This window comes from Streptomyces sp. R21 (assembly GCF_041051975.1).
Classification (GTDB): domain Bacteria; phylum Actinomycetota; class Actinomycetes; order Streptomycetales; family Streptomycetaceae; genus Streptomyces.
In genome coordinates this window covers 2261378-2286934 of record NZ_CP163435.1, presented here as the reverse complement: position 1 = coordinate 2286934, position 25557 = coordinate 2261378, and the positions used below count along the sequence as shown (strand labels likewise).

Genomic DNA, 25557 nt, shown 5'->3' with positions numbered 1-25557 from the left:
GGTCGTTCCAGCGTAAGCGGGCCGCGGCGGGCCCCGGTCAACCGAAAGTTTGAAAGAGGCGTCCCTCCTTCGATGCGGGTGAACCGTGCCGTGGCGCGATGCCCCGGCCGGGGCCCGGGCCCCAGGGTGGGGGCATGTTCGTCGCATGGAGAGACCTCAGGTTGGCCAAGGGGCGGTTCGCCCTGATGGGCGCCGTGGTCGTGCTGATCACCCTGCTCGTGGGGCTGCTGTCCGGCCTGACCGCCGGGCTCGCCGAGGAGAACACCTCGGCGGTCACCGGCCTGCCCGCCGACCACCTCGCCTTCGCCCGGCCGCCCGCCGGTCAGTCCGTGTCCTTCACCGGCTCGACCGTTCCGGAGCGCGCCTGGCGGACCTGGGCCGACCGGCCGGGCGTCACCTCCGCGGAGCCGATCGGCATCCGCACACTCAACGCCGCCGCCGGGGACCGTACGGCCGCGGTGTCGTCCTTCGCCGTCCGCCCGGACGCGGGGATCGCCCCGCACGGTGTCGGGCCGGAGGAGATCGTGCTGTCCAAGAAGGCCGCCGCCGCGCTGGACGTCACCGTCGGGGACCGGGTGCGGCTCGGCGGCACCGAGCGGACCGTCACCGCGGTCGCCGGTGAGGCCTCGTACAGCCATACGCCGGTGGTGTGGACCGAGCTGTCCGGTCCCGCCACGGTGATCGCGCTGCGCGCCGACGGCGCCGACCTCGCGGCGGCCGACCGCGCCGCCGGCACCCGGACCCTCACCAAGGACGACGCGCTCACCGCCATCGGCTCCTACCAGGCAGAGAACGGCTCGCTCCAGCTCATGCGCGCATTTCTGTTCGTCATTTCGGCGCTCGTCATAGGGGCGTTCTTCACGGTGTGGACCATCCAGCGGTCCGGCGACATCGCCGTACTGAAGGCGCTGGGCGCGTCGACGCCGTATCTGCTGCGGGACGCACTCGGGCAGGCCGTGCTGATGCTCGCGGCGGGCACCGCCCTCGGGGTCGGCCTCGCCGCCGCGATCGGCGGGCTGGTCCGGGGCGGCGACGTGCCCTTCGTGCTCGACGCGCCGACCGTCCTCGGCCCCGCCGGCGTGATGATCGCCCTCGGAGCACTCGGCGCGGGCCTGTCCGTCCGCCGCATCACCGCCGTCGACCCGCTGACCGCACTGGGGAGCGCCCGATGACCCTCGTACTGGACCGCATCACCCTCACCTACCCGGACGGCGACGGGCGGCTGACCGCCCTCGACGCAGTCGGCGTCGAGGTGCCCGCGGGCACCATGACCGCGGTCGTCGGCCCCTCCGGCTCCGGCAAGTCCAGCCTGCTCGCGGTGGCCGCGACCCTGGTGACGCCGGACCACGGACGCGTGCTGGTCAGCGGTACGGAGACGGCGGAACTGAGCCCCGCCGAGCGGGCCCTGCTGCGCCGCCGCGAGATCGGCATCGTCTTCCAGCAGCCCAACCTGCTGCCGTCACTGACGGCGCTGGAACAGCTCCTGGTGATGGGCCACCTGGACGGGCGGCGCCAAGTGGCGGACCGTGCGCGGGAGTTGCTGGACGCGGTCGGGCTGGCCGAGCTGGCCCACCGGCGTCCGCACCAGCTGTCGGGCGGTCAGCGCCAGCGGGTCAACATCGCCCGCGCCCTGGTCAACGAGCCGTCCGTCCTCCTGGTGGACGAGCCGACGAGCGCGCTCGACCACGAGCGCGGCGCGGCCGTGCTCGACCTGCTGGCCCGGCTCACCCGCGAGCGCGCCACGGCGACCGTCCTCGTGACGCACGACCGCGCCCACCTCGACGAGGCGGACGAGGTGCTGGAGATGACGGACGGGCGGCTCAAGACCGCCTGCACGCCGGTGAGTTCGACGGCGAGCTCTACAGCGGGTTCGGCGATACGTCGATGAGGGCGTCCTAGGCGGCAGGGCCCGGGTTCGCCAGTGCCTGCGACAGCTCCACGGCGACCTGCTGGAGCACGGGCACGATCCGCTCGGTGGCCGCCTCGGTGACCCGGCCCGCGGGGCCGGAGATCGAGATGGCGGCCGCGGTGGGGGAGTCGGGCACGGACACCGCCAGGCAGCGGACGCCGATCTCCTGCTCGTTGTCGTCGATCGCGTAGCCGAGCCGGCGCACCTCTTCGAGGGCGGTGAGGAAGCCGTCCGCGGTGGTGATCGTCTTGTCCGTGGCGGCGGGCATACCGGTACGGGCCAGCAGCGCGCGCACCTCGTTCGCCGGGGTGTGCGCGAGCAGCGCCTTGCCCACGCCCGTGGAGTGCGGCAGCACCCGCCGGCCGACCTCGGTGAACATGCGCATCGAGTGCTTGGACGGCACCTGCGCCACGTAGACGATCTCGTCGCCGTCGAGCAGCGCCATGTTCGCCGTCTCGCCGGTCTCCTCGACGAGGCGCGCCAGATACGGGCGGGCCCAGGTGCCCAGAAGCCTGGCCGAGGACTCGCCGAGGCGGATGAGACGGGGGCCGAGCGCGTACCGCCGGTTGGGCTGCTGGCGGACATAGCCGCAGGCCACCAGCGTGCGCATCAGACGGTGGATGGTGGGCAGCGGCAGCCCGCTGCTCGCGGAGAGCTCGCTCAGGCCGACTTCGCCCCCGGCGTCCGCCATGCGCTCCAGCAGGTCGAAGGCGCGCTCGAGGGACTGGACGCCACCACTGGGAGCGGAGGATTTGGCGGCGTCGGTGGTGCTGGCGCTGGACGACGGCACGGCGGCGGTCCTTTCAATGCTGAGAGGCAGTGATGCAGCCTACCCGGCGGTTGGTTGACTGCCCGGTTGTGTGTAGCTACGTTCTGCGTGACGGAATTATATTTCCACTTTGTGGAAACGTCCAGAGTGGACGCATCCGGGGCAGAGTGGAGAGGTGGGCCCTTGACGGCGTGGGGGCGGGAGTGAAGACTCCTTCAACAGAACGTTGAATTCCGTTACGCGGAGGTAAATCCGTTACGCGGAAGTGAACGGCGGCATGGAGAGAGGGGTCCGGGTGTCCGAAGACGGATGGGTCGAACTGGTGCTGCGCTCGACGCGCGTCATCACTCCCGAGGGGACGCGCGCGGCTTCGGTCGCGGTCGCCGCGGGGAAGATCACGGCCGTACTCGCGTACGACGCCGAGGTACCGGAAGGGGCCCGGCTGGAGGACTTCGGGGACGACGTCCTGCTGCCCGGCCTCGTCGACACCCACGTGCACGTCAACGACCCCGGGCGCACCGAGTGGGAGGGCTTCTGGACCGCCACGCGCGCCGCGGCCGCCGGTGGCATCACCACCCTGATCGACATGCCGCTCAACTCCCTCCCGCCGACCACGACGGTCGACAACCTCCGTACGAAGAAGGACGTCGCCGCCTCCAAGGCGCACATCGACGTCGGCTTCTGGGGCGGCGCGCTGCCCGACAACGTCAAGGACCTGCGGCCTCTGCACGACGCGGGTGTCTTCGGCTTCAAGGCGTTCCTGTCGCCGTCGGGCGTGGACGAGTTCCCGGAGCTCGACCAGGAGCAGCTCGCCCAGTCCCTGGCCGAGATCGCCGGCTTCGGCGGGCTCCTCATCGTGCACGCCGAGGACCCGCACCACCTGGCCGCCGCCCCGCAGAAGGGGGGCCAGAAGTACGCGGACTTCCTCGCCTCGCGGCCGCGCGACGCCGAGGACACCGCGATCGAGAACCTCATCGCCCAGGCCAGGCGCCTCAACGCGCGCGTGCACGTGCTGCACCTGTCGTCGAGCGACGCGCTGCCGCTGATCGCCGCGGCGAAGGCCGAAGGTGTCCGCATCACCGTGGAGACCTGTCCGCACTACCTCACGCTCACCGCGGAGGAAGTCCCGGACGGTGCCAGCGAGTTCAAGTGCTGCCCGCCCATCCGCGAGGCCGCCAACCAGGACCTGCTCTGGCAGGCGCTCGCCGACGGCACCATCGACTGTGTCGTCACCGACCACTCGCCCTCCACGGCCGACCTGAAGACCGACGACTTCGCGACCGCGTGGGGCGGCATCTCCGGCCTCCAGCTGAGCCTGGCCGCCATCTGGACCGAGGCCCGCACCCGCGGGTACGGCCTGGAGGACGTGGTCCGCTGGATGTCCACGAGCACCGCTCGACTGGCCGGCCTCGACGACCGCAAGGGCGCCATCGAGGCGGGCCGCGACGCCGACTTCGCCGTGCTCGCACCCGACGAGACCTTCACCGTGGACCCGGCCGAGCTCCAGCACCGCAACCGGGTCACCGCGTACGCGGGCAAGACGCTCAGCGGCGTCGTCAAGTCCACCTGGCTGCGCGGGCAACGCATCGTGGCCGACGGCGAGTTCACCGAGCCGACCGGGCAGCTTCTGACCCGTCACTCGTAGTCCCTACTCCGCCCGCACCCGCAGCGGCCGACCTTCGAAAGGCAGATCGATCATCGTGACGGCGACACCTCGTTTCACCGGCGACGCGAACCCCTACGGAGGCGGTGACCCGTACGCGGACTACCGCACCGCCGACTTCCCCTTCACCCAGTACGCCAACCTCGCCGACCGACAGCTCGGCGCCGGCGTCGTCGCCGCCAACGACGAGTTCTTCGCCGAGCGCGAGAACCTCCTCGTGCCCGAGCGCGCCGAGTTCGACCCGGAGCACTTCGGCCACAAGGGCAAGATCATGGACGGCTGGGAGACGCGCCGCCGCCGCGGTGTCTCGGCCGAGCACCCGTGGCCGACGGCCGAGGACCACGACTGGGCACTCGTACGGCTCGGGGCCCCCGGTGTCGTCCGCGGCATCGTCGTGGACACGGCCCACTTCCGCGGCAACTACCCGCAGGCGGTATCGGTCGAGGGGGCATCCGTAGCGGGCGCGCCGACTCCGGAGGAGCTCCTCTCCGGCGACGTCAAGTGGACGCCCCTCGTCCCGCGCACGCCGGTCGGCGGCCACGCCGCGAACGGCTTCGCCGTCTCCGTCGAGCAGCGCTTCACGCACCTGCGCGTCAACCAGCACCCCGACGGCGGCATCGCCCGCCTGCGCGTGTACGGCGAGGTCGTACCGGACCCGAAGTGGCTCACCACGCTGGGCACGTTCGACGTCGTGGCCCTGGAGAACGGCGGCCAGGTCGAGGGCGCCTCGAACCTCTTCTACTCGCCCGCCACCAACACCATCCAGCCGGGCCGCTCCCGCAAGATGGACGACGGCTGGGAGACCCGCCGCCGCCGCGACAACGGCAACGACTGGATCAGCTACCAGCTGACCGCCCAGTCGGAGATCCGCGCCCTGGAGATCGACACGGCGTACCTGAAGGGCAACTCGGCGGGCTGGGCTTCGGTGTCCGTCAAGGACGGCGAGAACGGCGAGTGGACGGAGATCCTCCCCCGCACCCGCCTCCAGCCCGACACCAACCACCGCTTCGTTCTCGCCACCGCGGCGACAGGCACCCACGCGCGCGTGGACATCTTCCCGGACGGCGGAATCTCCCGCCTGCGGCTGTACGGCTCCCTGACGGACGAGGGCGTGACCCGCCTGACGGCGCGCCATCAGGAGCTTTAGCCCGTCCGGCGTTTGAGGACGAGGCCGTTCAGGCCGATAGCGGGGGTCTGGGGGCGGCAGCCCCCGGGTACGGGACGGGTAGGGGCGGAGGGGGCGAAAACCCCGTAGGGCCGCCCCCCCCGTACCCCCTACGCCGCGTACCCTCCGTCCACGGAGAACTCGGCCCCGGTGACGTACGACGCTTCGGCCCCCGCCAGATAGGCGACCATCGAAGCAACCTCCTCGGCCGTACCGAACCGCCCCACGGAGGTCATCGCCGCCTGCCCGGCCGCACCCGGCCCATCGGCCGGATTCATGTCGGTGTCGACAGGCCCCGGATGGACGATGTTCGCGGCGATCCCCCGCTCGCCCAGCTCACGAGCAAGCGCCTTGGTCAGCCCGACCAGGGCGGACTTGCTGGTCGCGTACAGCGTGCCGCCGGCCCCGGGCACCCGCTGCGTCATACACGTACCGATCGTGACGATCCGCCCACCCCGCTCCAGCCGGGCGGCAGCGGCCTGCGAGGCCAGGAAGACCCCGCGCACGTTCACCGAGAGCACCCGGTCGACGTCGGCGAGGGAGAGCGATTCCAGGGGGCCGAGAACGCCGACGCCCACGTTGTTGACCAGCACGTCGAGGCGCCCGAAGGCCTCCACCACCCTGCCGACCGACTCGGCGGCCTCCGCCGCGTCCGAGGAGTCCGCACGCAGGGCGAGCCCCCGCCGCCCGAGCGCCTCGATGCCCCGTACGACCTCCTCCGCGGCCTCCTTGCCCTGTACGTAGGTGAGCGCCACATCCGCGCCCTCCCTGGCGAGCCGGAGCGCCGTCGCGGCACCGATACCCCGGCTGCCGCCGGTCACGAGTACAACCTTGCCATTCATGGTTTCCTGCGAAGTCGTTGAAGTCATGACCCCATCCCACCGGCCACGGACCCCGGACGCTGGCGGCAAACGGACGCCGAGATCGGCCGACAGGCGGGCGACGCGATCTGCCGACGGGCGGACGTCGGGATCTGCCGGCGGGCGGGCGACGGGATAGGGCGCCAAACGGACGACGGGAACGCGTGGCCGGAACCTTTCCCTCCACTTTCTCCGTTCTCCCGTCGTGACTCTTCAGCAAGAAATCGTCGGCAACGCCATGCAGATGGCGGTCGTCAGCCTGCAGCCGGGGCAGACCGTGTACTGCGAGGCGGGGAAATTCCTCTTCAAGACCACGAACGTGACCATGGAGACGCGCCTCTCCGGTCCCGCCGGAAGCGGGGGCGGACAGCCCCAGGGCGGCGGCGCCGGCGGCATGGGCGGCATGCTGCGCCAGGCCATGGGCACGGCCATGCAGGTCGGCCAGCGCGCCCTCGCGGGCGAGTCGCTGGCGTTCCAGTACTTCACCTCGACGGGCGGCGAGGGCACCGTCGGCTTCGCCGGGGTGCTGCCCGGCGAGATGCGCGCCCTGGAGCTCGACGGCACGCGCGCGTGGTTCGCCGAGAAGGACGCCTTCGTGGCCGCCGAGTCGAGCGTGGACTTCGGGATCGCCTTCCAGGGCGGCCGGACGGGGCGCAGCGGCGGCGAGGGCTTCGTGCTGGAGAAGTTCACTGGTCGGGGCACGGTGATCATCGCCGGCGCGGGCAACTTCATCGACCTCAACCCGGCCGACTTCGGCGGTCGCATCGAGGTCGACACGGGCTGTGTCGTCGCCTTCGAGGAGGGCATCCAGTACGGCGTCCAGCGCGTCGGCGGCCTCAACCGGCAGGGGCTCATGAACGCCGTCTTCGGTGGCGAGGGACTGTCCCTGGCCACCCTGGAGGGCAACGGACGGGTGATCCTTCAGTCCCTCACCATCGAGAGCCTCGCCAACGCCCTGAGGAAGGCCCAGGGCGGCGACAAGCAGGGCCCGACCGGGGGACTGTTCTCGACCCACGCGGGGTGATCCTCCGGCGGCGCGATGAGTTGCGGGCGCCGATGGGGTCTGAGGTGATGACACCAGACCCCATCCCAGTACGTCGCCTCCTCGACGCTGACCTCGCCGGACTGGTCCAGCACCACAGTGATCAGCGGCGACCTCGACAAGGAGGTCACCGCGCTCAAGGAGCGCACCGACGGCGAGCTCCAGGTGCACGCAAGCGGAGCTCTCGTTCAGTCGTTGCTGGCTCTCGACCTCGTCGACACCCTGCATCTGCTGACGTTCCCGGTCGTGCTCGGTGCCGGACGCCGCTTCTTCGCGGAGGGCGCCGTCCCGACCGCGTTCCGGCACGCCGCGCATGTGTTCGTGAGGGACCTGGGCGTCACGTTAACTCCCGGAAAACTCATCGGACTTGACGGGAAAAATCAACAGCCTTGACGTTGACATGCCAGGGTCTACGCGCGTCATGCTAGGTCCATGAGATTCCCCCCACGCACCACTCGTATCGGCGCCCTCGTCGCCCTCACGTCCGCCCTGGTCATCGGTGGCACCGTCGCGGTCCCCGCCAACGCGGCCGCCACCTCGGTCGGCAGCATCTGCTACAGCGCCCTGCCGTCGCAGGCGTACGACACGCTCGACCTGATCGCGTCGGGCGGGCCGTTCCCGTACTCGCAGGACGGCGTCGTCTTCCAGAACCGGGAGGGTGTCCTGCCCTCCCAGTCCACCGGCTACTACCACGAGTACACGGTGATCACGCCGGGCTCCTCGACGCGCGGCGCCAAGCGCATCGTCACCGGTAAGAAGACCCAGGAGGACTACTACACCTCGGATCACTACGCGACGTTCGACCTGGTCGACTTCGACTGCTGATCCGGCGGTGACGCCGGAAGTCCGGTCCGCGTTCAGCCGGGCTTCCGGCTCTCGGCGGCCGCGAACAGCGCGAACGACAGTACGAGCAGTGCGACGCTCGCGTAGACCTCGTAGCCGTCAAGGAAGTCGAACCGCTGCACGACACCCCACCCGCGCAGCCTGCCGGTGAGCTCGTGCACCAGTCCGATCGCGCCCTGCACCAGGGCGGCACAACCGAGAACCTCCAGAAACCGCTTCATACGAAGACCCTCGCCCCGCGGACCCCCCACTCTCATCGGCCGCGGGGCGAGGCATGCCCGACCGAAGTCGCCGCGTGCGATGACGGAGGCGCGACGAAAGTCTGAAGCGGCGCGACTTCCGTCGGCGATACCCGGCGCGGGGAGGTGGCGGCGGCCGTCCGTGCGTAGATTTGTCGACCGTGAGTGGTGACAAACCGGGGGGCGAGACCGCGCCGCAGGCGCCGAGCGGGGCCGTGCTGCCCGCGCCGCAGCAGGTCGTCCTGCCTGGGCGGCGCTGGCTGCTGCCGTCGGCCCTGGCCGCGGACCTCGACCCCGACCGGACGGAGCGCTCCGGGCGGTCCGGCCGGCCACGGCGCACCGTGCGCGACTGGGTCGTCGACTTCGGCTGCTTCGTGCTCGCCGTCGTCATCGGGCTGCTGGCCGCGAACACGCTGTCCAACGACCCGCACACCCCGCACGATCTCGCCGTGCTCGACCAGCTGCTCGGCGCGCTCGCCTGCGCCGCCGTCTGGCTGCGCCGGCGCTGGCCGCTCGGGCTCGCCGTCGCCATGGTCCCCGTCGGGCTGATCTCGAACACCGCGGGCGGCGCGGGCATGGTCGCCCTGTTCACGCTCGCCGTGCACCGGCCCTTCAAGTACGCGGGCTGGCTCGGCGGCATCCAGCTCGCGCTGATCCCGCTGTACTTCTGGCTGCGCCCCGACCCCGATCTGCCGTACTTCGCCTCGGTCGTCGTCACCGCGCTGCTGACCGTGTCCGTGGTCGGCTGGGGGATGTTCGTACGGTCCAAGCGGCAGCTCATGCTGAGTCTGCGGGACCGGGCGCGGCGGGCCGAGACGGAGGCGGAGCTGCGGGCCGAGCAGGCGCAGCGGCTCGCCCGTGAGGCCATCGCGCGCGAGATGCACGACGTACTGGCCCATCGGCTGACTCTGCTGAGCGTGCACGCCGGGGCGCTGGAGTTCCGGCCGGACGCGCCGCAGGCGGAGATCGCGCGGGCCGCCGGGGTGATCCGGGAGAGCGCGCACGAGGCGCTTCAGGATCTGCGGGAGATCATCGGGGTGCTGCGGGCGGGCGACTCCGACGACGCGGGGCGGCCCCAGCCGACGCTGGTGGCGCTGGACGGTTTGGTCTCCGAGTCGCGGGCGGCCGGCATGAAGGTCGTCCTCGACAACCGGGTCAGCGACCCGGCCGGCGTTCCCGCGTCCGTCGGCCGCACCGCGTACCGCATCGCCCAGGAGGGCCTGACGAACGCCCGCAAGCACGCCCCCGGCGCGGAGGTCACGGTCTCCGTCACGGGCGCTGTCGGCGACGGCCTCACCGTCTCCGTACGCAACCCGGCGCCGCCGGGTGACGTGCCGCATGTTCCCGGCTCGGGGCAGGGGCTGATCGGGCTGACGGAGCGGGCCACGCTGGCGGGCGGGCGGCTTGAACACGGGGCGGAGCGGGACGGGGGGTTCGCGGTGCGGGCTTGGCTGCCGTGGGGTGGCTGACGCTGGCGTTCGCTGACGTGGGCGCCTTTCGCGGGGGCGCGTGCGGGTGCGTGGTGGGTCGGGGCCGTGCCGGTACGTCTTGCCCGTCGCCGCGTGGGCGTACTGCCCGGGGGCTGAATACGGCGAAACTTGGCGGGCGATCTGCTACGCGACGGGCAGAGACGTACCGGCACGGACCCTTGCGTCCGTACGCGGCTGCGGGCCGTGGGGGCGGGCGTCGTTAACGTGGCCCCTATGACTGCGATTCGGCTGCTGCTCGTCGACGATGATCCGCTGGTGAGGGCTGGGCTGACCTTCATGATGGGCGGCGCCGATGACATCGAGATCGTTGGCGAGGCCGCCGATGGGGGTGAGGTCGAGGTGCTGGTCGACCGCACCCGGCCCGATGTCGTCCTGATGGATATTCGGATGCCGAACGTCGACGGCCTTGCGGCCACGGAGAGGTTGCGCGGTCGTAAGGACGCCCCGCAGGTCGTTGTTCTGACGACCTTTCACGCCGATGACCAGGTGCTGCGTGCCCTGCGTGCGGGGGCGGCCGGGTTCGTCCTCAAGGACACTCCGCCCGCGGAGATCCTCGAAGCCGTACGGCGCGTTGCTGCGGGTGACCCCGTACTGTCGCCCACGGTCACCCGCCAGTTGATGGCGCACGCAGCCGGCTCCGCGCTCGACACACGCCGCTCCGGCGCCCGTGGTCGCATCGCCGCGCTCAACGACCGGGAGCGGGAGGTCGCCGTCTCCGTCGGCCGGGGCAGCTCGAACGCCGAGATCGCGCGCGAGCTGTTCATGAGCATCGCGACCGTCAAGACCCACGTCTCGCGCATCCTCGCCAAGCTCGACCTCAACAACCGGGTACAGATCGCCCTGTTGACGTACGACGCCGGACTGCTCGACGAGGACGGGAGCTGACGGGCACTAGTCGTGCGCCCCGGCCGTTGGAAGGGCGAGAGGGGATGTCGTATGGCTGATGTGGTTGATCTGGGGGAGTGGGGCGCGGGGTTCACGGAGGACCCGCATCCGGTGTACGCGGAGTTGCGGGCGCTCGAGCCGGTGATGATCGGCCTCACCGCGGCCGACCGCGACGGGGTGAAGTATCCGGCCCCCGACCGGTTCGGCATCCGGCGCGAGGCCCGCGGCCACGTCGCCTTCGGACACGGCATCCACTACTGTCTGGGCGCGCCCCTGGCCCGCCTCGAAGCCCGTGTCGCGCTGCGCTCCCCGCTGGAGCGCCGCCCGGACCTGGCCCTCGACGGCCTGCCGCGCGGCTGGCTGTCCGGCATGCTGATGCGCGGCGTGCGGAACCTGCCGGTGCGGTGGTGAGGGGGCGCCCGCAGGTCTGCCGTCCATGACCCGTCAGGAGCCCGACCGTGCTGCGTACCGCGGAGATCACCGCCGAGCTGACCGGGCTGCCGCCGCGCGGCGAGGACTCCCACCAGCTCTACTGGCGCTCCAAGCTGGAATTCACCCTGGACTGCTTCGTCTGCGAGCGGATCGGCCGTACGACCGTCTTCGAGCGCGGCGCCGAACGGGCGCTGTGCTCCGGCAGCCGCAGTGGTTTCTCCCGCCACTACGCAGCGGCCCGGCTCGCCGCGTTCGACACGACGCAGGGCGCCGAGCGGCTGGCGGCCCGGGTGCTGGTCGACTTCTGGTGGGCGCCCTTCCAGGACTCCCGCGACGGCCACCGGGCCATGGCGCCCACCAGCCACCCCTGGGTCCGGCTCCACCTCGGGTACTACTGCAAGGACCGCAAGGAGTCGGGTACCGACAGCACCCAGACCAACGCGGTGCGCCCGCACGAGATGAGCTGCCGCCACTGCGATCGGGTACTCGCCACGAGCACCGAGACCCCGGCCGTACGGCTCCTCGTCTGAGGCGGTGACGAGACCTCAGTCCCGTCCGCCCGGGATCTCCGCCAGCCGCACCGGCCGCCGCTCGTGCCGCGACAGCTCGCACGCCTCCGCGATCCGCAGGGCGTGCAGGGCCTCGCGGCCGTCGCAGGGGTTCGCGCGCTCGCCGAGGACCACTTCGACGAAGGCGGCGAGCTCGGCCTCGTACGCCGGGCCGAAGCGCTCCAGGAAACCGGTCCACGGCTTGGTCGCGGGCGGCGGCCCGGCCGGCTCCGTGGACGCGATCGGCGTCCGGTCGTCGAGGCCGACGGCGATCTGGTCCAGCTCACCGGCCAGCTCCATCCGGACGTCGTAGCCCGCGCCGTTCGTCCGGGTCGCCGTCGCCGTGGCGAGCGTGCCGTCGTCGAAGGAGAGGACGGCCGCGGCCGTGTCGATGTCCCGCGCCTCGCGGAACATCGCGGGCCCGGCGTCCGACCCGGTCGCGTACACCTCGACGACCTCGTGGCCCGTCACCCAGCGCAGCATGTCGAAGTCGTGGACCAGGCAGTCCCGGTAGAGCCCGCCGGAGAGCGGGAGGTACGCGGCGGGCGGCGGCGCCTGGTCGGACGTCATCGCGCGGACCGTGTGCAGCCGCCCGAGACGGCCCGAGCGCACCGCCTCCCGGGCCGCCGTGTACCCCACGTCGAAGCGGCGCTGGAAGCCCAGCTGCAGGACTGTTCCGGCGGCGTCCACCTCGGCGAGCGCGGCCAGTGTGCCCGGCAGGTCGAGCGCGATGGGCTTCTCGCAGAACACCGGGAGCCCGGACCGCGCTGCCCGACCGATCAGTTCGCCGTGGGCCGAGGTCGCCGCCGTGATGACCACCGCGTCCACGCCCCAGGTGAAGATCTCGTCCACGCCGGGCGCTGCGGTGGCCCCCAGCCGGTCCGCGAGCGCATGGGCCCGCGCGGGGTCCGCGTCCGTCACGATGAGGGAGCCGCCGACCTCGCGGTGACGGCTGAGAGTCGTCGCATGGAATGTGCCGATACGACCCGCTCCGATGAGTCCGATGCGCATGGGACCAATTGGGGGGCCGACCCGGGGCGCTGTCAATGCGAATGTCCGGACAATCGAACTTCACAACTTCCCGTCAACATCTCCCGGAGCTACGCTCAGGCCGTGCCGAAACCAGATGTGGATCCGACCGTGTCGCTCCAGCTCAGCGTCGACCGCAGCAGCCCGGTCCCGCTCTACTTCCAGCTGTCCCAGCAGCTGGAGGCCGCGATCGAGCACGGAACGCTGACACCGGGCAGCCTGCTGGGCAACGAGATCGAGCTGGCCGGGCGGCTCGGCCTGTCCCGGCCCACCGTCCGCCAGGCCATCCAGTCCCTGGTGGACAAGGGCCTGCTGGTGCGCCGCAGAGGCGTCGGCACCCAGGTCGTGCACAGCCAGGTCAAGCGCCCGATGGAGCTCAGCAGCCTCTACGACGACCTGGAGGCGGCCGGCCAGCGCCCCGCGACCCAGGTGCTGCGCAACGCCCTCGAACCCGCGTCCGCCGAGGTCGCGGCGGCCCTCGGGGTCGCCGAGGGCAGCGAGGTGCACCGCGTGGAGCGGCTCCGTCTCGCGCACGGCGAGCCGATGGCGTACCTCTGCAACCATCTGCCCCCCGGCCTGCTCGACCTCGACAGCGCGCAACTGGAGGGCACCGGCCTCTACCGGATGATGCGCGCGGCCGGCATCACACTGCACAGCGCCCGGCAGTCCGTCGGCGCTCGCGCGGCCACCGCCGAGGAGGGCGAGCGGCTCGGCGAGCCCGAGGGCGCGCCCCTGCTCACCATGCAGCGCACCACGTTCGACGACACGGGCCGCGCCGTCGAGTTCGGCTCCCACACCTACCGCGCCTCGCGCTACTCCTTCGAGTTCCAGCTCCTCGTACGACCGTGACCGAGTTTCAGCGCCTCGTTCGGCCGTGACCGAGTTCCGGCTCCTCGCACGGCCGTGACGTTCCCGCTCTTCGTACGGCAGGGATGCGCGGGAAGAGTGAGCGTGCATCTCGATCGTAAGAATGTTCGTGCAAACCGATGGACGGGTGCTCGACCCCGAAGTTAGAACTCCCTCAGCCGCAACGGGGCGGCCGGGAGAAAAGGGGTCCCACCATGCGTACAGCCCGAACAGCAGCGGCGGTGTTGGCCGTGATCGCGCTCGCCGCGGGGTGCAGCAGCTCCGGCGGCAAGGAGTCCGAGGACAAGGCGAGCGGCAGCGGGGGCGGCGGCAAGGCCGTCGGCACGCCCCGCATGAAGATCGCCATGATCACCCACTCCGGCGAGGGCGACACCTTCTGGGACATCGTGCAGAGCGGTGCCAAGCAGGCGGCGGCCAAGGACAACGTCCAGTTCCTGTACTCCAACGACAAGGAGGCCAAGGGGCAGGCCGAGCTGGTGCAGGCCGCGATCGACAAGAAGGTCGACGGCATCGTTGTCACCCTGGCCAAGCCCGAGGCCATGAAGGACGTCCTCGCCAGGGCCGAGAAGGCGGGCATCCCCGTCGTGTCGATCAACTCCGGCGCGGAGTACTCGAAGCAGTTCGGCGCCCTCGCGCACTTCGGCCAGGACGAGTCGGTGGCCGGTGAGGCGGTCGGCGAGGAGCTGACCAAGCGCGGTCTGAAGAAGGCGATCTGCGTCATCCACGAACAGGGCAACGTCTCCCTGGAGCAGCGCTGCGCGGGCGTGAAGAAGACCTTCAAGGGCTCGGTCGAGAACCTCAACGTCGAGGGCACCAACGCCCCCGCCGCCCAGTCCTCCATCGAGGCGAAACTCCAGGCCACCAAGGGCATCGACGCGGTCGTCACGCTCGGCGCCCCGATCGCCGCCGTGGCCGTCAAGGCGAAGGACGACGCGGGCAGCAAGGCCGAGATCGCCACCTTCGACCTGAACGCCGAGGTCGTCAAGCGGCTGAAGGCCAAGGAGGTCGACTTCGCCGTGGACCAGCAGCCCTACCTCCAGGGGTACGAGGCCATCGACGAGCTGTGGCTCCACGCGTACAACGGCAACGTGATCGGCGGCGGCAAGACGGTCTTCACCGGCCCGGCGCTCGTCACCGAGAAGGACGTACCGCAGCTGGAGAAGTACACCGCGCGCGGTACCCGCTGATGGGGTGCATGATCCCGGTGCACGCTGTGTCTGCCCGGGGGACAACCCCCGGACCCCCGGCCGACGACAGGCCGGGGTGCCCGGGACCTGGGCAGACCCTGCGATCAAGGGTCGGCGATACTTGGGCGTTCGGGGCCGGAGATCACTCGGCCCCCGGGGCCTGCGGAACGGCCCTCACGGCCGGTCCGCAGGGCCCGGCGCACCAAGCAGCACAGCAAGAAGGGCACGGCCTCGTGGCACGCACTCGGACCTGGGTAAGCATCGCGCTCGCAGGGGCGCTGGGAGTGTCCCTCGCGGGATGCAGCAGCACCGGCGGCAAGAGGGCCGAGGACGCCCGCAAGGCCGCGTCGGCCCAGGGGAAGGCCGCGGTCAACACGCCCAGATGGACGTTCGCGATGATCACCCACTCGGGTGATGGCGACACCTTCTGGGACATCGTGCAGGAGGGCGCCAAGCAGGCCGCCGTCAAGGACAACATCAACTTCCTGTACTCGCACGACGACCAGGCCCAGCAGCAGGCGCAGCTCGTCGACGCCGCGGTCGACAAGAAGGTCGACGCCATCATCGTCACGCTCGCCAAGCCGGACGCGATGAAGGCGGCCGTGGCGCGCGCCGAGAAGGCCGGCATCCCCGTGATCACGGTGAACTCCGGCTCCGAGGAGTCCAAGGCGTTCGGCGCGCTCACCCACATCGGCCAGGACGAGACGATCGCCGGTGAGGCCGTCGGCGACGAGCTGAACAAGCGCGGGAAGAAAAAGGCCCTGTGCATCCTGCACGAGCAGGGCAACGTGGGCCACGAGCAGCGCTGCGCGGGCGTGAAGAAGACCTTCGACGGCGATGTGCAGAACCTCTACGTCGAGGGCACCAGCATGCCGTCCGTGCAGTCCTCGATCGAGGCGAAGCTGCAGGCCGACAAGTCCATCGACAGCGTCGTCACGCTCGGCGCCCCCTACGCCGACACGGCCGTGAAGGCCAAGTCGGACGCGGGCAGCAAGGCCGAGGTCGACACCTTCGACCTGAACGCCAAGGTCGCCGCGGAGCTCCAGGACGGCACGCTCGGCTTCGCCGTCGACCAGCAGCCCTACCTCCAGGGGTACGAGGCCGTGGACCTGCTGTGGCTCTACAAGTACAACGCCAACGTCCTCGGCGGCGGCAAGCCGGTCCTCACCGGCCCGCAGATCATCACCAAGGACCAGGCCGCCGAGCTCGCGGAATACACGAAGCGGGGGACCCGATGAGCACGACAGCACCGGCGCCCGCGCCGGGCACCAAGACCGACGAACGCCTTCTGAAGACCTCGCCGCTGCGCAGGCTCCTGGGCCGGCCCGAACTCGGTTCGGTGGTCGGCGCGATCGCCGTCTTCCTCTTCTTCGCGATCTTCGCGGACAGTTTCGTACGGGCCGCGAGTCTCAGCACCGTCCTCTACGCCTCCTCGACCATCGGCATCATGGCCGTCCCCGTCGCGCTGCTGATGATCGGCGGCGAGTTCGACCTGTCCGCGGGCGTCATGGTGACCAGCTCCGCGCTGATCTCCTCGATGTTCAGCTACCAGATGACCGCGAACGTCTGGGTCGGCGTCGGCGTGTCCCTGCTCGTCACGCTCGCCATCGGCGTGTTCAACGGCGTCATGCTGACCCGCACCGACCCGCCGAGCTTCATCATCACCCTCGGCACCTTCCTGATGCTGACCGGCATGAACCTCGGCTTCACCAAGCTCATCAGCGACACGGTCTCCACGAAGTCGATCTCCGACATGGAGGGCTTCTCCTCCGCGAAGTCCGTCTTCGCCTCGACGTTCACCATCGGCGGCGTCGACTACAAGATCACCATCCTGTGGTGGCTCGGCCTGATCCTGGTCGCCACCTGGATCCTGCTGCGCACCCGGTTCGGCAACTGGATCTACGCCGTGGGCGGCGGCGAGGACGCGGCCCGCGCGGTCGGCGTCCCGGTCAACAAGACCAAGATCGGCCTCTACATGGGCGTCGCCTTCGGCGCCTGGATCTCCGGCCAGCACCTGCTGTTCTCGTTCGACGTAGTGCAGTCCGGCGAGGGTGTCGGCAACGAACTGATCTACATCATCGCGGCCGTCATCGGCGGCTGTCTGATCACCGGCGGCTACGGCTCCGCGGTCGGCGCGGCGGTCGGCGCGCTGATCTTCGGCATGGTCAGCAAGGGCATCGTGTTCGCCGAGTGGAACCCGGACTGGTTCAAGTTCTTCCTGGGAGTGATGCTGCTCCTGGCGACCCTGCTCAACCACTGGGTCCGCAAGCGCGCGGAGGCGACGAAATGACGACGGACATCACGAAGAACGCCTCCACCGACAGGGAACGCGCGCCGCTCGTCGAGCTCGACGACGTCAGCAAGTACTACGGCAACATCCGCGCCCTCGAAAGCGTCTCGCTGGAGGTGCACGCCGGGGAGATCTCCTGCGTGCTCGGCGACAACGGCGCCGGCAAGTCCACCCTCATCAAGATCATCGCGGGTCTGCACCAGCACGACGCGGGCACGCTCCGCATCGAGGGCGAGGAGACCCGTCTCGGATCGCCGCGCGAGGCGCTGGACCGCGGCATCGCCACGGTCTACCAGGACCTCGCCGTCGTCCCGCTGATGCCGGTGTGGCGCAACTTCTTCCTCGGCTCCGAGCTCTCCAAGGGCAGCGGCCCCTTCAAGCGCATGGACGTCGAGCTCATGCGGAAGACGACCCACGCCGAGCTGCTGCGCATGGGCATCGACCTGCGTGACGTCGACCAGCCCATCGGCACCCTCTCCGGCGGCGAGCGCCAGTGCGTGGCGATCGCCCGCGCCGTCCACTTCGGCGCCAAGGTCCTCGTCCTCGACGAGCCCACCGCCGCCCTGGGTGTGAAGCAGTCCGGTGTGGTCCTCAAATATGTGGCCGCCGCACGGGACGCCGGACTGGGTGTTGTGTTGATCACCCACAATCCGCATCACGCGTATCTGGTGGGCGACCGTTTCGTGCTCCTGAAGCGCGGCACCATGTTCAGCAGCAACGCCCGCGACGCGATCACCCTCGACGAGCTGACCCGCCAAATGGCAGGCGGCAGCGAACTCGACGACCTCCGCCACGAACTGGAGCGCGCCCCCGTGCCGACCCACCTGGGAGGCCGGCCGACGGACGCCGCCAAGGGCGACTAGCGGGGGCTCAGGGGGCTCCACGATGCGGGGCCGCGGGGGCGTGAGGCAGAATCGGCGCGATGAGCACCTACCGCGACTTCACCCACCGCGGCTCCGCGCGGGCCACCGTCCTGCGGACCGTGGGGACCCGTGAGCGCCGTTCCCACCTGACGGCGCCCCGCGTTCCGACCGTCGGCATCGACATCGGCGGTACGAAGGTGATGGCGGGCGTCGTCGACGCCGACGGGAACATCCTGGAGAAGGTCCGCACGGAGACGCCGGACAAGTCCAAGAGCCCCAAGGTCGTCGAGGACACCATCGTCGAGCTGGTCCTGGACCTCTCCGACCGGCACGATGTGCACGCGGTCGGCATCGGGGCGGCCGGCTGGGTCGACGCCGACCGCAACCGCGTGCTCTTCGCACCCCACCTGTCCTGGCGCAACGAGCCTCTCCGGGACCGCATCGCCGGACGCCTCGCCGTCCCCGTCCTGGTCGACAACGACGCCAACACGGCCGCCTGGGCCGAGTGGCGCTTCGGCGCGGGCCGCGGCGAGGACCACCTCGTGATGATCACGCTCGGCACCGGCATCGGCGGCGCGATCCTCGAGGACGGCCAGGTCAAGCGCGGCAAGTTCGGCGTGGCCGGCGAGTTCGGCCATATGCAGGTCGTGCCCGGCGGCCACCGCTGCCCCTGCGGCAACCGCGGCTGCTGGGAGCAGTACAGCTCCGGCAACGCGCTGGTGCGCGAGGCTCGCGAACTCGCCGCCGCCGACTCCCCGGTGGCGTACGGGATCATCGAGCACGTCAAGGGCAACATCGCCGACATCACCGGCCCGATGATCACCGAGCTGGCCCGCGAGGGCGACGCCATGTGCATCGAGCTGCTCCAGGACATCGGCCAGTGGCTCGGCGTGGGCATCGCCAACCTCGCCGCCGCCCTCGACCCCTCCTGCTTCGTCATCGGCGGTGGCGTCTCGGCCGCCGACGACCTGCTGATCGCCCCGGCCCGGGACGCGTTCCGCCGGCACCTGACGGGCCGCGGCTACCGCCCCGAGGCCCGCATCGCGCGCGCCCAGCTCGGCCCCGAGGCCGGCATGGTCGGCGCCGCCGACCTCGCCCGCCTCGTCGCCCGCCGCTTCCGCCGCGCCAACCGTCGCCGGGTCGAGCGCTACGAGCGGTACGAGCGCTACGTGGAGTCGCGCCGTACGTCGCAGGAGCAGGAGTCGCTGTGACGGCCTCCCTGCCACGCCAGGCCTCGCCGCCGGACGAGCCGAGGCGGCGGCCACCGGAGGACCGGCACCACAGGAACCGCCGCCGTGCGCTGACCCTGCTGATCATCGTGCTCCTCATCGGCGTCCCCGCCGGCTACCTGGTCATCTCCGCGAACCAGAGCCGCCACAGCGGCAAGCAGAAGGAGGACAAGTACTCGGCGACCGGCCTCACCGCGGGCTGGCCGTCGAAGGTCCAGCGCCGCCTGTACCAGCTGCCGATCCCGCACCCGTCGGGCAAGGTCGCCTACTACGAGACGAACAACTGGAAGACCAGCCGTCTCTACGTCCAGTTCCAGACCCCCAACGCGAACCTCGACGTCTTCCTCGCCGACCTGGGCACCAGCCGCGCCGAGCTGAAGAAGGGCGACATCGCCATCGGCGCCCGCGACCGGAAGATCACCGGCTGGGAGTTCACCGGCCCCGGCCCCTGGTACGGCCTCGTCCACAGGCAGAAGAACCCGGCACCCACCCAGGACGTCGTGGTGAACCTGGCGGACCCCCACAACCCCTTCGTCTACGTCGTCTCCCGCACAACCCCCTGACGGGCCACCGAAGGCCAGGCGACGGGCACCGGCCCCGTCGCCGAGGCCGATTGTCAGAGGCCGCCCGTAGAGTCGAAGACACCTGATGCGACTGAGGGGCGGGAGGTGACCGGGTGTATGGCGGATATGGCAGATGTGGTGGATTTCGTGGGTGAGGGCGGAGACGGGGGCGCGCGAGTTGCTGACGGCCCGCCCGGGCGCGGAGCCCTGGGGGTGGCCGTGCGCGACGGTGCGGCCGTGACCACGGGCGTGGACCCGGCCACCGTGTCCGTGCGCTTCGCCGCCGTCTTCCTGCCCGCTCCGCTGCCGCGCGCGAGCCGGGTCGCCTTCTGGGCCCCGGACGGCGAACCGCTGCCGTCCGCCGCACCGACCGAGCTCACGGTCGTACGACGCCACGGTTCCGGAGCCCGCAGAGCCACCGTGCCCGCCGTGACCCTGCCGGTCGCGGAAGCCCTGCCGCTGCTCGCCAGGGCGCGCCGCGACCGCGCCGCCCATCCCGCCACCGCCTGCTGGGGCGCGGCCGCACTGCACGCGCTGCGGCTCATCGCGCGCGGACGACTGCTGCCGGGCCTGACGGCCGACGGCCACGACGCGTGGCGCGCGGGCCCCCTGGAACCGGACGACATCGCGCACCTGAGGGCGGTCGCCGCGGCCCTCCCGTACGAGGGGCACGCCGTCCCGCTCCCCGGCAAGGGCCCGCTCCGGCTGCCCGAGCCCGAGGCGCTGATGCGGTCCTTCCTCGACGCGGTCGCCGACACCCTGCCTCGCACCCCCGCCGCGCGCTACACCTCCGGCAAGCCCTTCGCGGCGGTCGAACCGCAACGGCTTTCCGGCGCCCACGACTGGGCCGCGGAGGTCGCCGCGGGCATGGACGCCGGCGTCCGGATCTCGCTGCGCCTGGACCTCTCGGCGTACCAGCTCTTCGACGACAGCGAGGGCGCCCGGCGCGCGGGCGCCGCCGTCGTGCAGGTGCACAGCCTCGCCGACCCCACCCTCGTCATCGACGCCTCCGCGCTGTGGTCGGGCGGCGCCGACGCCACGTTCGGCCCCCGCGCACGGGTCGACGCCGCCCTCGCCGTCCGCCGCGCGGCCCGCGTCTGGGCGCCCCTGGACCGCCTCTCCGAACAGGACACGCCCGACGTACTCGCCCTCTCCGAGGACGAGTTGACCGACCTGCTCGGCGTCGCGGCCACCCGGCTGGGCGCGGCCGGGGTCGCCGTGCACTGGCCCCGGGACCTCGCCCAGGACCTGAGCGCGACGGCGGTGGTGCGCCCCGCCCCGGGGTCCGCGACGGACGGCACCGGATTCTTCGAGAGCGAGGACCTGCTCCAGTTCCGCTGGCAGCTGGCCCTCGGCGGCGACCCGCTCAGCGACGCCGAGATGGACCTGCTCGCGGAGGCCCACCGCCCGGTCGTCCGGCTGCGTGACCAGTGGGTGCTCGTCGACCCGGCCCTTGTCCGCAAGGCCCGCAAGCGCGAACTGGGCCTGCTCGACCCGGTCGACGCGCTGTCCGCCGCGCTCACCGGCACCGCGGAGATCGACGGCGAGACGGTCGAGGCGGTCCCGGTCGGCGCCCTGGCCGCACTGCGCGACCGGCTCACGGCGGGCGTGATGCCGGTGGAGGCACCTCCCGGGCTCAGGGCCACCCTTCGGGACTATCAACTCCGGGGGCTGTCCTGGCTGGACCTCATGACCTCCCTCGGCCTCGGCGGCTGCCTCGCCGACGACATGGGACTCGGCAAGACCGTCACCCTCATCGCCCTGCATCTGCGCCGGGCCCGCCGTGAGCCGACCCTCGTCGTCTGCCCGGCCTCGCTGCTCGGCAACTGGCAGCGGGAGATCACCCGGTTCGCCCCCGGCGTCCCCGTCCGCCGCTTCCACGGAACGGGGCGCACCCTGGAGGACCTCGACGGCGGCTTCGTCCTCACCACCTACGGGACGATGCGCTCGACCGCGTCACGGCTCGCCCAGCACACCTGGGGCATGGTCGTCGCGGACGAGGCACAGCACGTCAAGAACCCCTACTCGGCGACGGCGAAGGCACTGCGCACGATCCCGGCCCCCGCGCGCGTGGCCCTCACCGGCACCCCCGTGGAGAACAACCTCTCCGAACTCTGGGCCCTGCTGGACTGGACGACCCCCGGCCTCCTCGGCCCCCTGAAGTCCTTCCGCGCACGGCACGCGCGCGCCGTGGAGAACGGCGAGGACGAGGAGGCGGTGGCGCGCCTGGCCCGGTTGATCCGCCCGTTCCTGCTCCGCCGCAAGAAGTCCGACCCCGGGATCGTCCCCGAACTCCCGCCGAAGACGGAGACCGACCACCCCGTCCCGCTCACCCGCGAACAGGCCTCCCTCTACGAGGCGGTGGTCCGCGAGTCGATGCTCGCCATCGAGACCGCCGAGGGCATCGCGCGCCGCGGCCTGGTCCTGAAACTGCTCACCTCCCTCAAACAGATCTGCAACCACCCGGCGCTCTACCTGAAGGAGGACGCGCAGGCCGCCGTACATGGCCTGTCCGCCCGCTCCGGGAAGCTGGCGCTGCTCGACGAACTCCTGGACACCCTGCTGGCGGAGGACGGTTCGGCGCTGGTCTTCACGCAGTACGTGGGGATGGCCCGCCTGATCACCGAACACCTCGCCGCACGCGCGGTCCCGGTGGAGCTGCTGCACGGCGGCACCCCGATCGCCGAGCGCGAGCACATGGTCGACCGCTTCCAGAGCGGTGCCACGCCGATCCTGGTCCTCTCCCTGAAGGCCGCCGGCACCGGCCTGAACCTCACCCGGGCCGGTCACGTCGTCCACTTCGACCGCTGGTGGAACCCCGCCGTCGAGGAACAGGCCACCGACCGCGCCTACCGCATCGGCCAGACCCAGCCCGTCCAGGTCCACCGCCTCATCACCGAGGGCACGGTGGAGGACCGCATCGCCGAGATGCTCGAAGCGAAACGGGCGCTGGCCGACGCGATCCTGGGCTCCGGCGAGGCCTCCCTGACCGAACTCACCGACCGCGAACTGTCGGACCTGGTCTCCCTGCGGAGGGACGCATGACCGGGACCGGGCCCGCGGAGCCGCAGGAGACCCGCCCCGCTGACGAGGCGCGCCGGGCGCTGCGCGAGGCACGGGAGCGTGAGACACGGGGGGCGGGGGCGGACGTCGGCGACGAGACGGAGCCCCACCCCGCGCCGGGTGCGGAGCAGGCGACGCCGTCGAAGGCTTCCACGCCGGGGCGCCGCCCGGGTGACGTGGCACGGGAGGCGCTGCGGCGTGCGGCCGGGGCCGGGGCCGTGCAGGGTACCGACGCGGACAGCGCTCCCGACCCGGAGGAGCCCACCGAAGATGTTCGCCCCCCGGTGGGGGCTGCCCAGGAGGGCGCACGCCCCGGAGACATCGCCCGCGAGGCGCTGCGAACCGCCCGCGAACAGGCGAGGCACTCACGAACGGAGTCCGAGGCCAGGACAGCCGAGCCGAACACCACTCCTGGCCGACGACCCACCGCAGGGACCCCGACCACCCCCCGAAACCCGCGCCGCGCCACCCAAAACCAAGCTCAGGCCCTACGGGACCTCCTCGCGGACGCCTTCCGACTGCCCGACGCCGGGGCTCCCGAGCGGCGCCCGTCGAGCGACGGGCCTTCGGCGGGGAGCTTGCCGGATGACGGCAACGCGGGCGAAGGTGGCGACCAGACGGGAGGCAGCGAGGCGCGCGACGACCGTCCGTTGCGGGACAGCCGTGCGGCGCGGCGTGACCGCGCCTTGAGGGATCCTGGGCGGGGCCTGGAAGCCGCGTCCGATGCGCAGGCATTGTCGGCGGCTGGTGACGGCACGTGGGATCGCCCTGTGCCGGACGCCGAAGGCGGCTCCGACCCTGCCGCCCGCCCCGACCACACCCCGCAGGACAACGACCCGTCGCAGTACGGCACTTCGCTGCCCGGCGAGGCGGGGGCGTCGCTCATGCCGGAGGAGCCGGAGGGACTTGCCTCCGGTGTTCGGCGCGTGCGCGTGTCGTACGGCGACGAGGCGCCGGAGCAGCCCTCGACTCGGCCTTCGGCCCGGACCTCCGCCAGGCAGCCCGCCCCGCGTGCCGAGTCGGTCGCCGCCGGGGCACTGGGCGATGCCGCCACCGACGCACCAGGCGCGGCCCCCACCCACCGCCTCCCCCGTTCGATGGCCGCCCCCGGCCGCGACAGCGACCTGCGCCGCACCTTCGCCGCCCTTCCCCCTCGCTCCGCGGACGCCTTCGCGGAGACGTGGTGGGGCAACGCGTGGGTGACCGCCTTGGAGGAGGGAGCGTTGGACGCGGCGCGGCTGGCACGGGGGAGGGCGTATGCCGCGAAGGGGTTCGTGGACGCGATCACCGTGACGCCGGGGCTGGTACTCGCCTATGTGCACGGGAGCAGGCCGCGCCCCTACCGCGTGCAGGTCCGGCTGCGGACGCTGTCCGACGAGGACTGGGACCGGTTCCTGGACGCCGCCGCCGAGCGGCCCGGGCATATCGCCGCGCTGCTGGACAAGGAGATGCCCCAGTCGCTCGCGGACTGCGGGGTCGCCCTGCTCCCCGGTCCCGGCGACCTCGAACCGCACTGCAGCTGCCCGGACTCGGGCCACCCCTGCAAACACGCGGCCGCCCTCTGCTACCAGACGGCACGCCTGCTCGACGAGGACCCCTTCGTGCTGCTCCTGCTGCGCGGCCGCGGCGAACGGGAGCTGCTCGACGCCCTGTCCCGCCGCAACGCGGCCCGCGCCGCCCGCGCCGCCCTGGAACAAGAACCCGCGCCCCTGCCCGGCGTACGCGCCGCCGACGCGCTCAGGCCACGCACGCTCCCGCCGCTCCCGGCACCACAGCCACCGCCCGCGCACCCAGAGCAGCCTCCGGTCTACCCGGGTGCGCCCGGCGGCCCGGACCCGTTCGCGCTCGACCAGTTGGCCACCGACGCGGCCGCCCGCGCCCACACACTGCTCACCGCCGGACGCGACCCGGTCGCGGAGCTGACGCTCTGGCAGGACGCGGTACGCCTCGCCGCCGCCCGCCCCGGTTCCGGCCTGACCGCCGCGACCCGTGCCCTCTACTCCTCGCTGGCCTCCGCAGCCGGCCGCACCCCGTCCGACCTGGCACGCGCGGTCGCGGCCTGGCGGCAGGGCGGACTCGAAGGACTGACCGTCCTCGAAGAGCCCTGGGACCCGCCGGCGGGCCGCTTCGACCGCGCCCGCCCGCTCCTCCTCGCCGCCGACCTTCCCGCCTTCCGCCCCTGGCGCAACCACCTCACCCACCCCCGCGGCCACGCGCAGCTCCGCCTGGGCCACGACGGCCTGTGGTACGCCTACGAGTCCGAGCCGGGCCACGACGACTGGTGGCCCCGCGGCACCCCCGACCTCGACCCGGTCGGCGCCCTGACGGGCCTCGGCGCACCGGGCGATCTATGAGGGCGCTTCCACAGAGGGCTCGACCGCGCAGGGCACCACCACCGTGGCGCGAGCACATGTGGTGAACCCCTGTGAACGGCGTGGACACCCAGGGCCCGTGTCCGGCCGCACAGGTGCGGAAGTTAGCGTGGTGCGGTGAGTGAGACGAAGGCCCCTGCCCCGGCGTGTGCATCGCTGTACTCCGGCTCGTCGCTTTCGAGCACCCGGAACCAGGGGACGCAGTGACGACCGGCGATACCAACCTGACCGAGCCCTACCAGCGGTAGC

22 protein-coding genes and 2 pseudogenes are annotated in these 25557 nt (G+C 71.8%); 20 read left to right on the top strand and 4 right to left on the bottom strand.

Annotated elements, in window-relative coordinates:
- The first annotated feature begins 134 nt into the window (after positions 1-134).
- Both AB5J56_RS10380 and AB5J56_RS10375 read left to right on the top strand, forming a co-directional pair.
- Positions 135-1172, top strand: coding sequence for an ABC transporter permease (locus AB5J56_RS10380; protein ID WP_369232260.1), 1038 nt, complete (start codon positions 135-137; stop codon positions 1170-1172).
- The gene (locus AB5J56_RS10375; protein ID WP_369232258.1) at positions 1169-1888 is read left to right on the top strand and encodes an ABC transporter ATP-binding protein; all 720 of its coding nucleotides are present in this window, start codon (positions 1169-1171) and stop codon (positions 1886-1888) included. Before AB5J56_RS10380 ends, AB5J56_RS10375 begins: the two co-directional genes overlap by 4 nt.
- A gap of 7 nt (positions 1889-1895) precedes the next feature.
- Here AB5J56_RS10375 and AB5J56_RS10370 read toward each other — a convergent pair whose 3' ends face one another.
- Positions 1896-2699: an IclR family transcriptional regulator gene (locus AB5J56_RS10370; RefSeq protein ID WP_369232256.1), complete on the bottom strand. Its 804-nt coding sequence runs from the start codon at positions 2697-2699 to the stop codon at positions 1896-1898.
- A 256-nt stretch (positions 2700-2955) separates the two neighbouring features.
- Here AB5J56_RS10370 and allB point away from each other — a divergent pair, with 256 nt between their 5' ends.
- Entirely contained in the window at positions 2956-4323 is a 1368-nt protein-coding gene (allB, locus tag AB5J56_RS10365; protein ID WP_369232254.1) for an allantoinase AllB, read from the top strand.
- Between the two features lie 55 nt (positions 4324-4378).
- Positions 4379-5488, top strand: a complete 1110-nt coding sequence (gene alc / locus AB5J56_RS10360) for an allantoicase (RefSeq protein ID WP_369232252.1) — start codon at positions 4379-4381, stop codon at positions 5486-5488.
- Positions 5489-5616: 128 nt separating this feature from the next.
- On the opposite strand, the gene AB5J56_RS10355 is transcribed toward alc, so the two are convergent.
- A complete protein-coding gene (locus tag AB5J56_RS10355; protein ID WP_369232248.1) occupies positions 5617-6348 on the bottom strand; it encodes an SDR family oxidoreductase in 732 nt (243 codons plus the stop codon).
- A gap of 223 nt (positions 6349-6571) precedes the next feature.
- On the opposite strand from AB5J56_RS10355, the gene AB5J56_RS10350 reads away from it, so the two are divergent.
- The 3 genes and pseudogenes from AB5J56_RS10350 to AB5J56_RS10340 all read left to right on the top strand — a co-directional run bounded on the left by AB5J56_RS10350 (position 6572) and on the right by AB5J56_RS10340 (position 8233).
- A complete protein-coding gene (locus AB5J56_RS10350; protein ID WP_369232246.1) occupies positions 6572-7390 on the top strand; it encodes an AIM24 family protein in 819 nt (272 codons plus the stop codon).
- A 66-nt stretch (positions 7391-7456) separates the two neighbouring features.
- Positions 7457-7714: pseudogene (locus tag AB5J56_RS10345) on the top strand (dihydrofolate reductase family protein); the annotation flags it as partial.
- 126 nt (positions 7715-7840) lie between these two features.
- Positions 7841-8233 (top strand): ribonuclease domain-containing protein, encoded by a 393-nt coding sequence (locus tag AB5J56_RS10340; protein ID WP_369232245.1) that lies wholly within the window; start codon positions 7841-7843, stop codon positions 8231-8233.
- A 32-nt stretch (positions 8234-8265) separates the two neighbouring features.
- Here the strand turns inward: AB5J56_RS10340 and AB5J56_RS10335 are convergent, their stop codons facing one another.
- Positions 8266-8472 (bottom strand): hypothetical protein, encoded by a 207-nt coding sequence (locus AB5J56_RS10335; RefSeq protein WP_369232243.1) that lies wholly within the window; start codon positions 8470-8472, stop codon positions 8266-8268.
- Positions 8473-8642: 170 nt separating this feature from the next.
- On the opposite strand from AB5J56_RS10335, the gene AB5J56_RS10330 reads away from it, so the two are divergent.
- The 4 genes and pseudogenes from AB5J56_RS10330 to AB5J56_RS10315 all read left to right on the top strand — a co-directional run bounded on the left by AB5J56_RS10330 (position 8643) and on the right by AB5J56_RS10315 (position 11827).
- Positions 8643-9959 carry a histidine kinase gene (locus AB5J56_RS10330; RefSeq protein ID WP_369232241.1) on the top strand — a complete coding sequence of 439 codons (1317 nt, stop codon included), beginning with the start codon at positions 8643-8645 and terminating at the stop codon, positions 9957-9959.
- Between the two features lie 234 nt (positions 9960-10193).
- On the top strand, positions 10194-10865 hold the full coding sequence (locus AB5J56_RS10325; RefSeq protein ID WP_369232240.1) for a response regulator: 672 nt from the start codon (positions 10194-10196) through the stop codon (positions 10863-10865).
- A gap of 135 nt (positions 10866-11000) precedes the next feature.
- A pseudogene (locus tag AB5J56_RS10320) lies at positions 11001-11276 on the top strand (cytochrome P450); the annotation flags it as partial.
- A gap of 47 nt (positions 11277-11323) precedes the next feature.
- A complete protein-coding gene (locus AB5J56_RS10315) occupies positions 11324-11827 on the top strand; it encodes a hypothetical protein (RefSeq protein WP_369232238.1) in 504 nt (167 codons plus the stop codon).
- Positions 11828-11842: 15 nt separating this feature from the next.
- Here AB5J56_RS10315 and AB5J56_RS10310 read toward each other — a convergent pair whose 3' ends face one another.
- Positions 11843-12856 (bottom strand): Gfo/Idh/MocA family oxidoreductase, encoded by a 1014-nt coding sequence (locus tag AB5J56_RS10310; protein WP_369232236.1) that lies wholly within the window; start codon positions 12854-12856, stop codon positions 11843-11845.
- A gap of 129 nt (positions 12857-12985) precedes the next feature.
- On the opposite strand from AB5J56_RS10310, the gene AB5J56_RS10305 reads away from it, so the two are divergent.
- The 9 genes from AB5J56_RS10305 to AB5J56_RS10265 all read left to right on the top strand — a co-directional run bounded on the left by AB5J56_RS10305 (position 12986) and on the right by AB5J56_RS10265 (position 25290).
- Entirely contained in the window at positions 12986-13723 is a 738-nt protein-coding gene (locus AB5J56_RS10305) for a GntR family transcriptional regulator (RefSeq protein ID WP_369242479.1), read from the top strand.
- A 212-nt stretch (positions 13724-13935) separates the two neighbouring features.
- Positions 13936-14928 carry a sugar ABC transporter substrate-binding protein gene (locus AB5J56_RS10300; RefSeq protein ID WP_369232234.1) on the top strand — a complete coding sequence of 331 codons (993 nt, stop codon included), beginning with the start codon at positions 13936-13938 and terminating at the stop codon, positions 14926-14928.
- Positions 14929-15161: 233 nt separating this feature from the next.
- Positions 15162-16166: a sugar ABC transporter substrate-binding protein gene (locus tag AB5J56_RS10295; protein WP_369232232.1), complete on the top strand. Its 1005-nt coding sequence runs from the start codon at positions 15162-15164 to the stop codon at positions 16164-16166.
- The gene (locus AB5J56_RS10290; protein WP_369232230.1) at positions 16163-17218 is read left to right on the top strand and encodes an ABC transporter permease; all 1056 of its coding nucleotides are present in this window, start codon (positions 16163-16165) and stop codon (positions 17216-17218) included. The genes AB5J56_RS10295 and AB5J56_RS10290 overlap by 4 nt, the downstream gene beginning before the upstream one ends.
- Complete coding sequence (locus tag AB5J56_RS10285) at positions 17215-18081, top strand: ATP-binding cassette domain-containing protein (protein WP_369232229.1); 867 nt, start codon at positions 17215-17217, stop codon at positions 18079-18081. Before AB5J56_RS10290 ends, AB5J56_RS10285 begins: the two co-directional genes overlap by 4 nt.
- A 59-nt stretch (positions 18082-18140) precedes the next feature.
- Complete coding sequence (locus AB5J56_RS10280; RefSeq protein ID WP_369232227.1) at positions 18141-19292, top strand: ROK family glucokinase; 1152 nt, start codon at positions 18141-18143, stop codon at positions 19290-19292.
- Positions 19289-19873: a sugar kinase gene (locus AB5J56_RS10275; RefSeq protein WP_369232225.1), complete on the top strand. Its 585-nt coding sequence runs from the start codon at positions 19289-19291 to the stop codon at positions 19871-19873. Before AB5J56_RS10280 ends, AB5J56_RS10275 begins: the two co-directional genes overlap by 4 nt.
- Positions 19874-19999: 126 nt before the next feature.
- Complete coding sequence (locus tag AB5J56_RS10270) at positions 20000-22918, top strand: SNF2-related protein (RefSeq protein WP_369242477.1); 2919 nt, start codon at positions 20000-20002, stop codon at positions 22916-22918.
- A complete protein-coding gene (locus AB5J56_RS10265; RefSeq protein WP_369232223.1) occupies positions 22915-25290 on the top strand; it encodes an SWIM zinc finger family protein in 2376 nt (791 codons plus the stop codon). The genes AB5J56_RS10270 and AB5J56_RS10265 overlap by 4 nt, the downstream gene beginning before the upstream one ends.
- Positions 25291-25557: the final 267 nt, after the last annotated feature.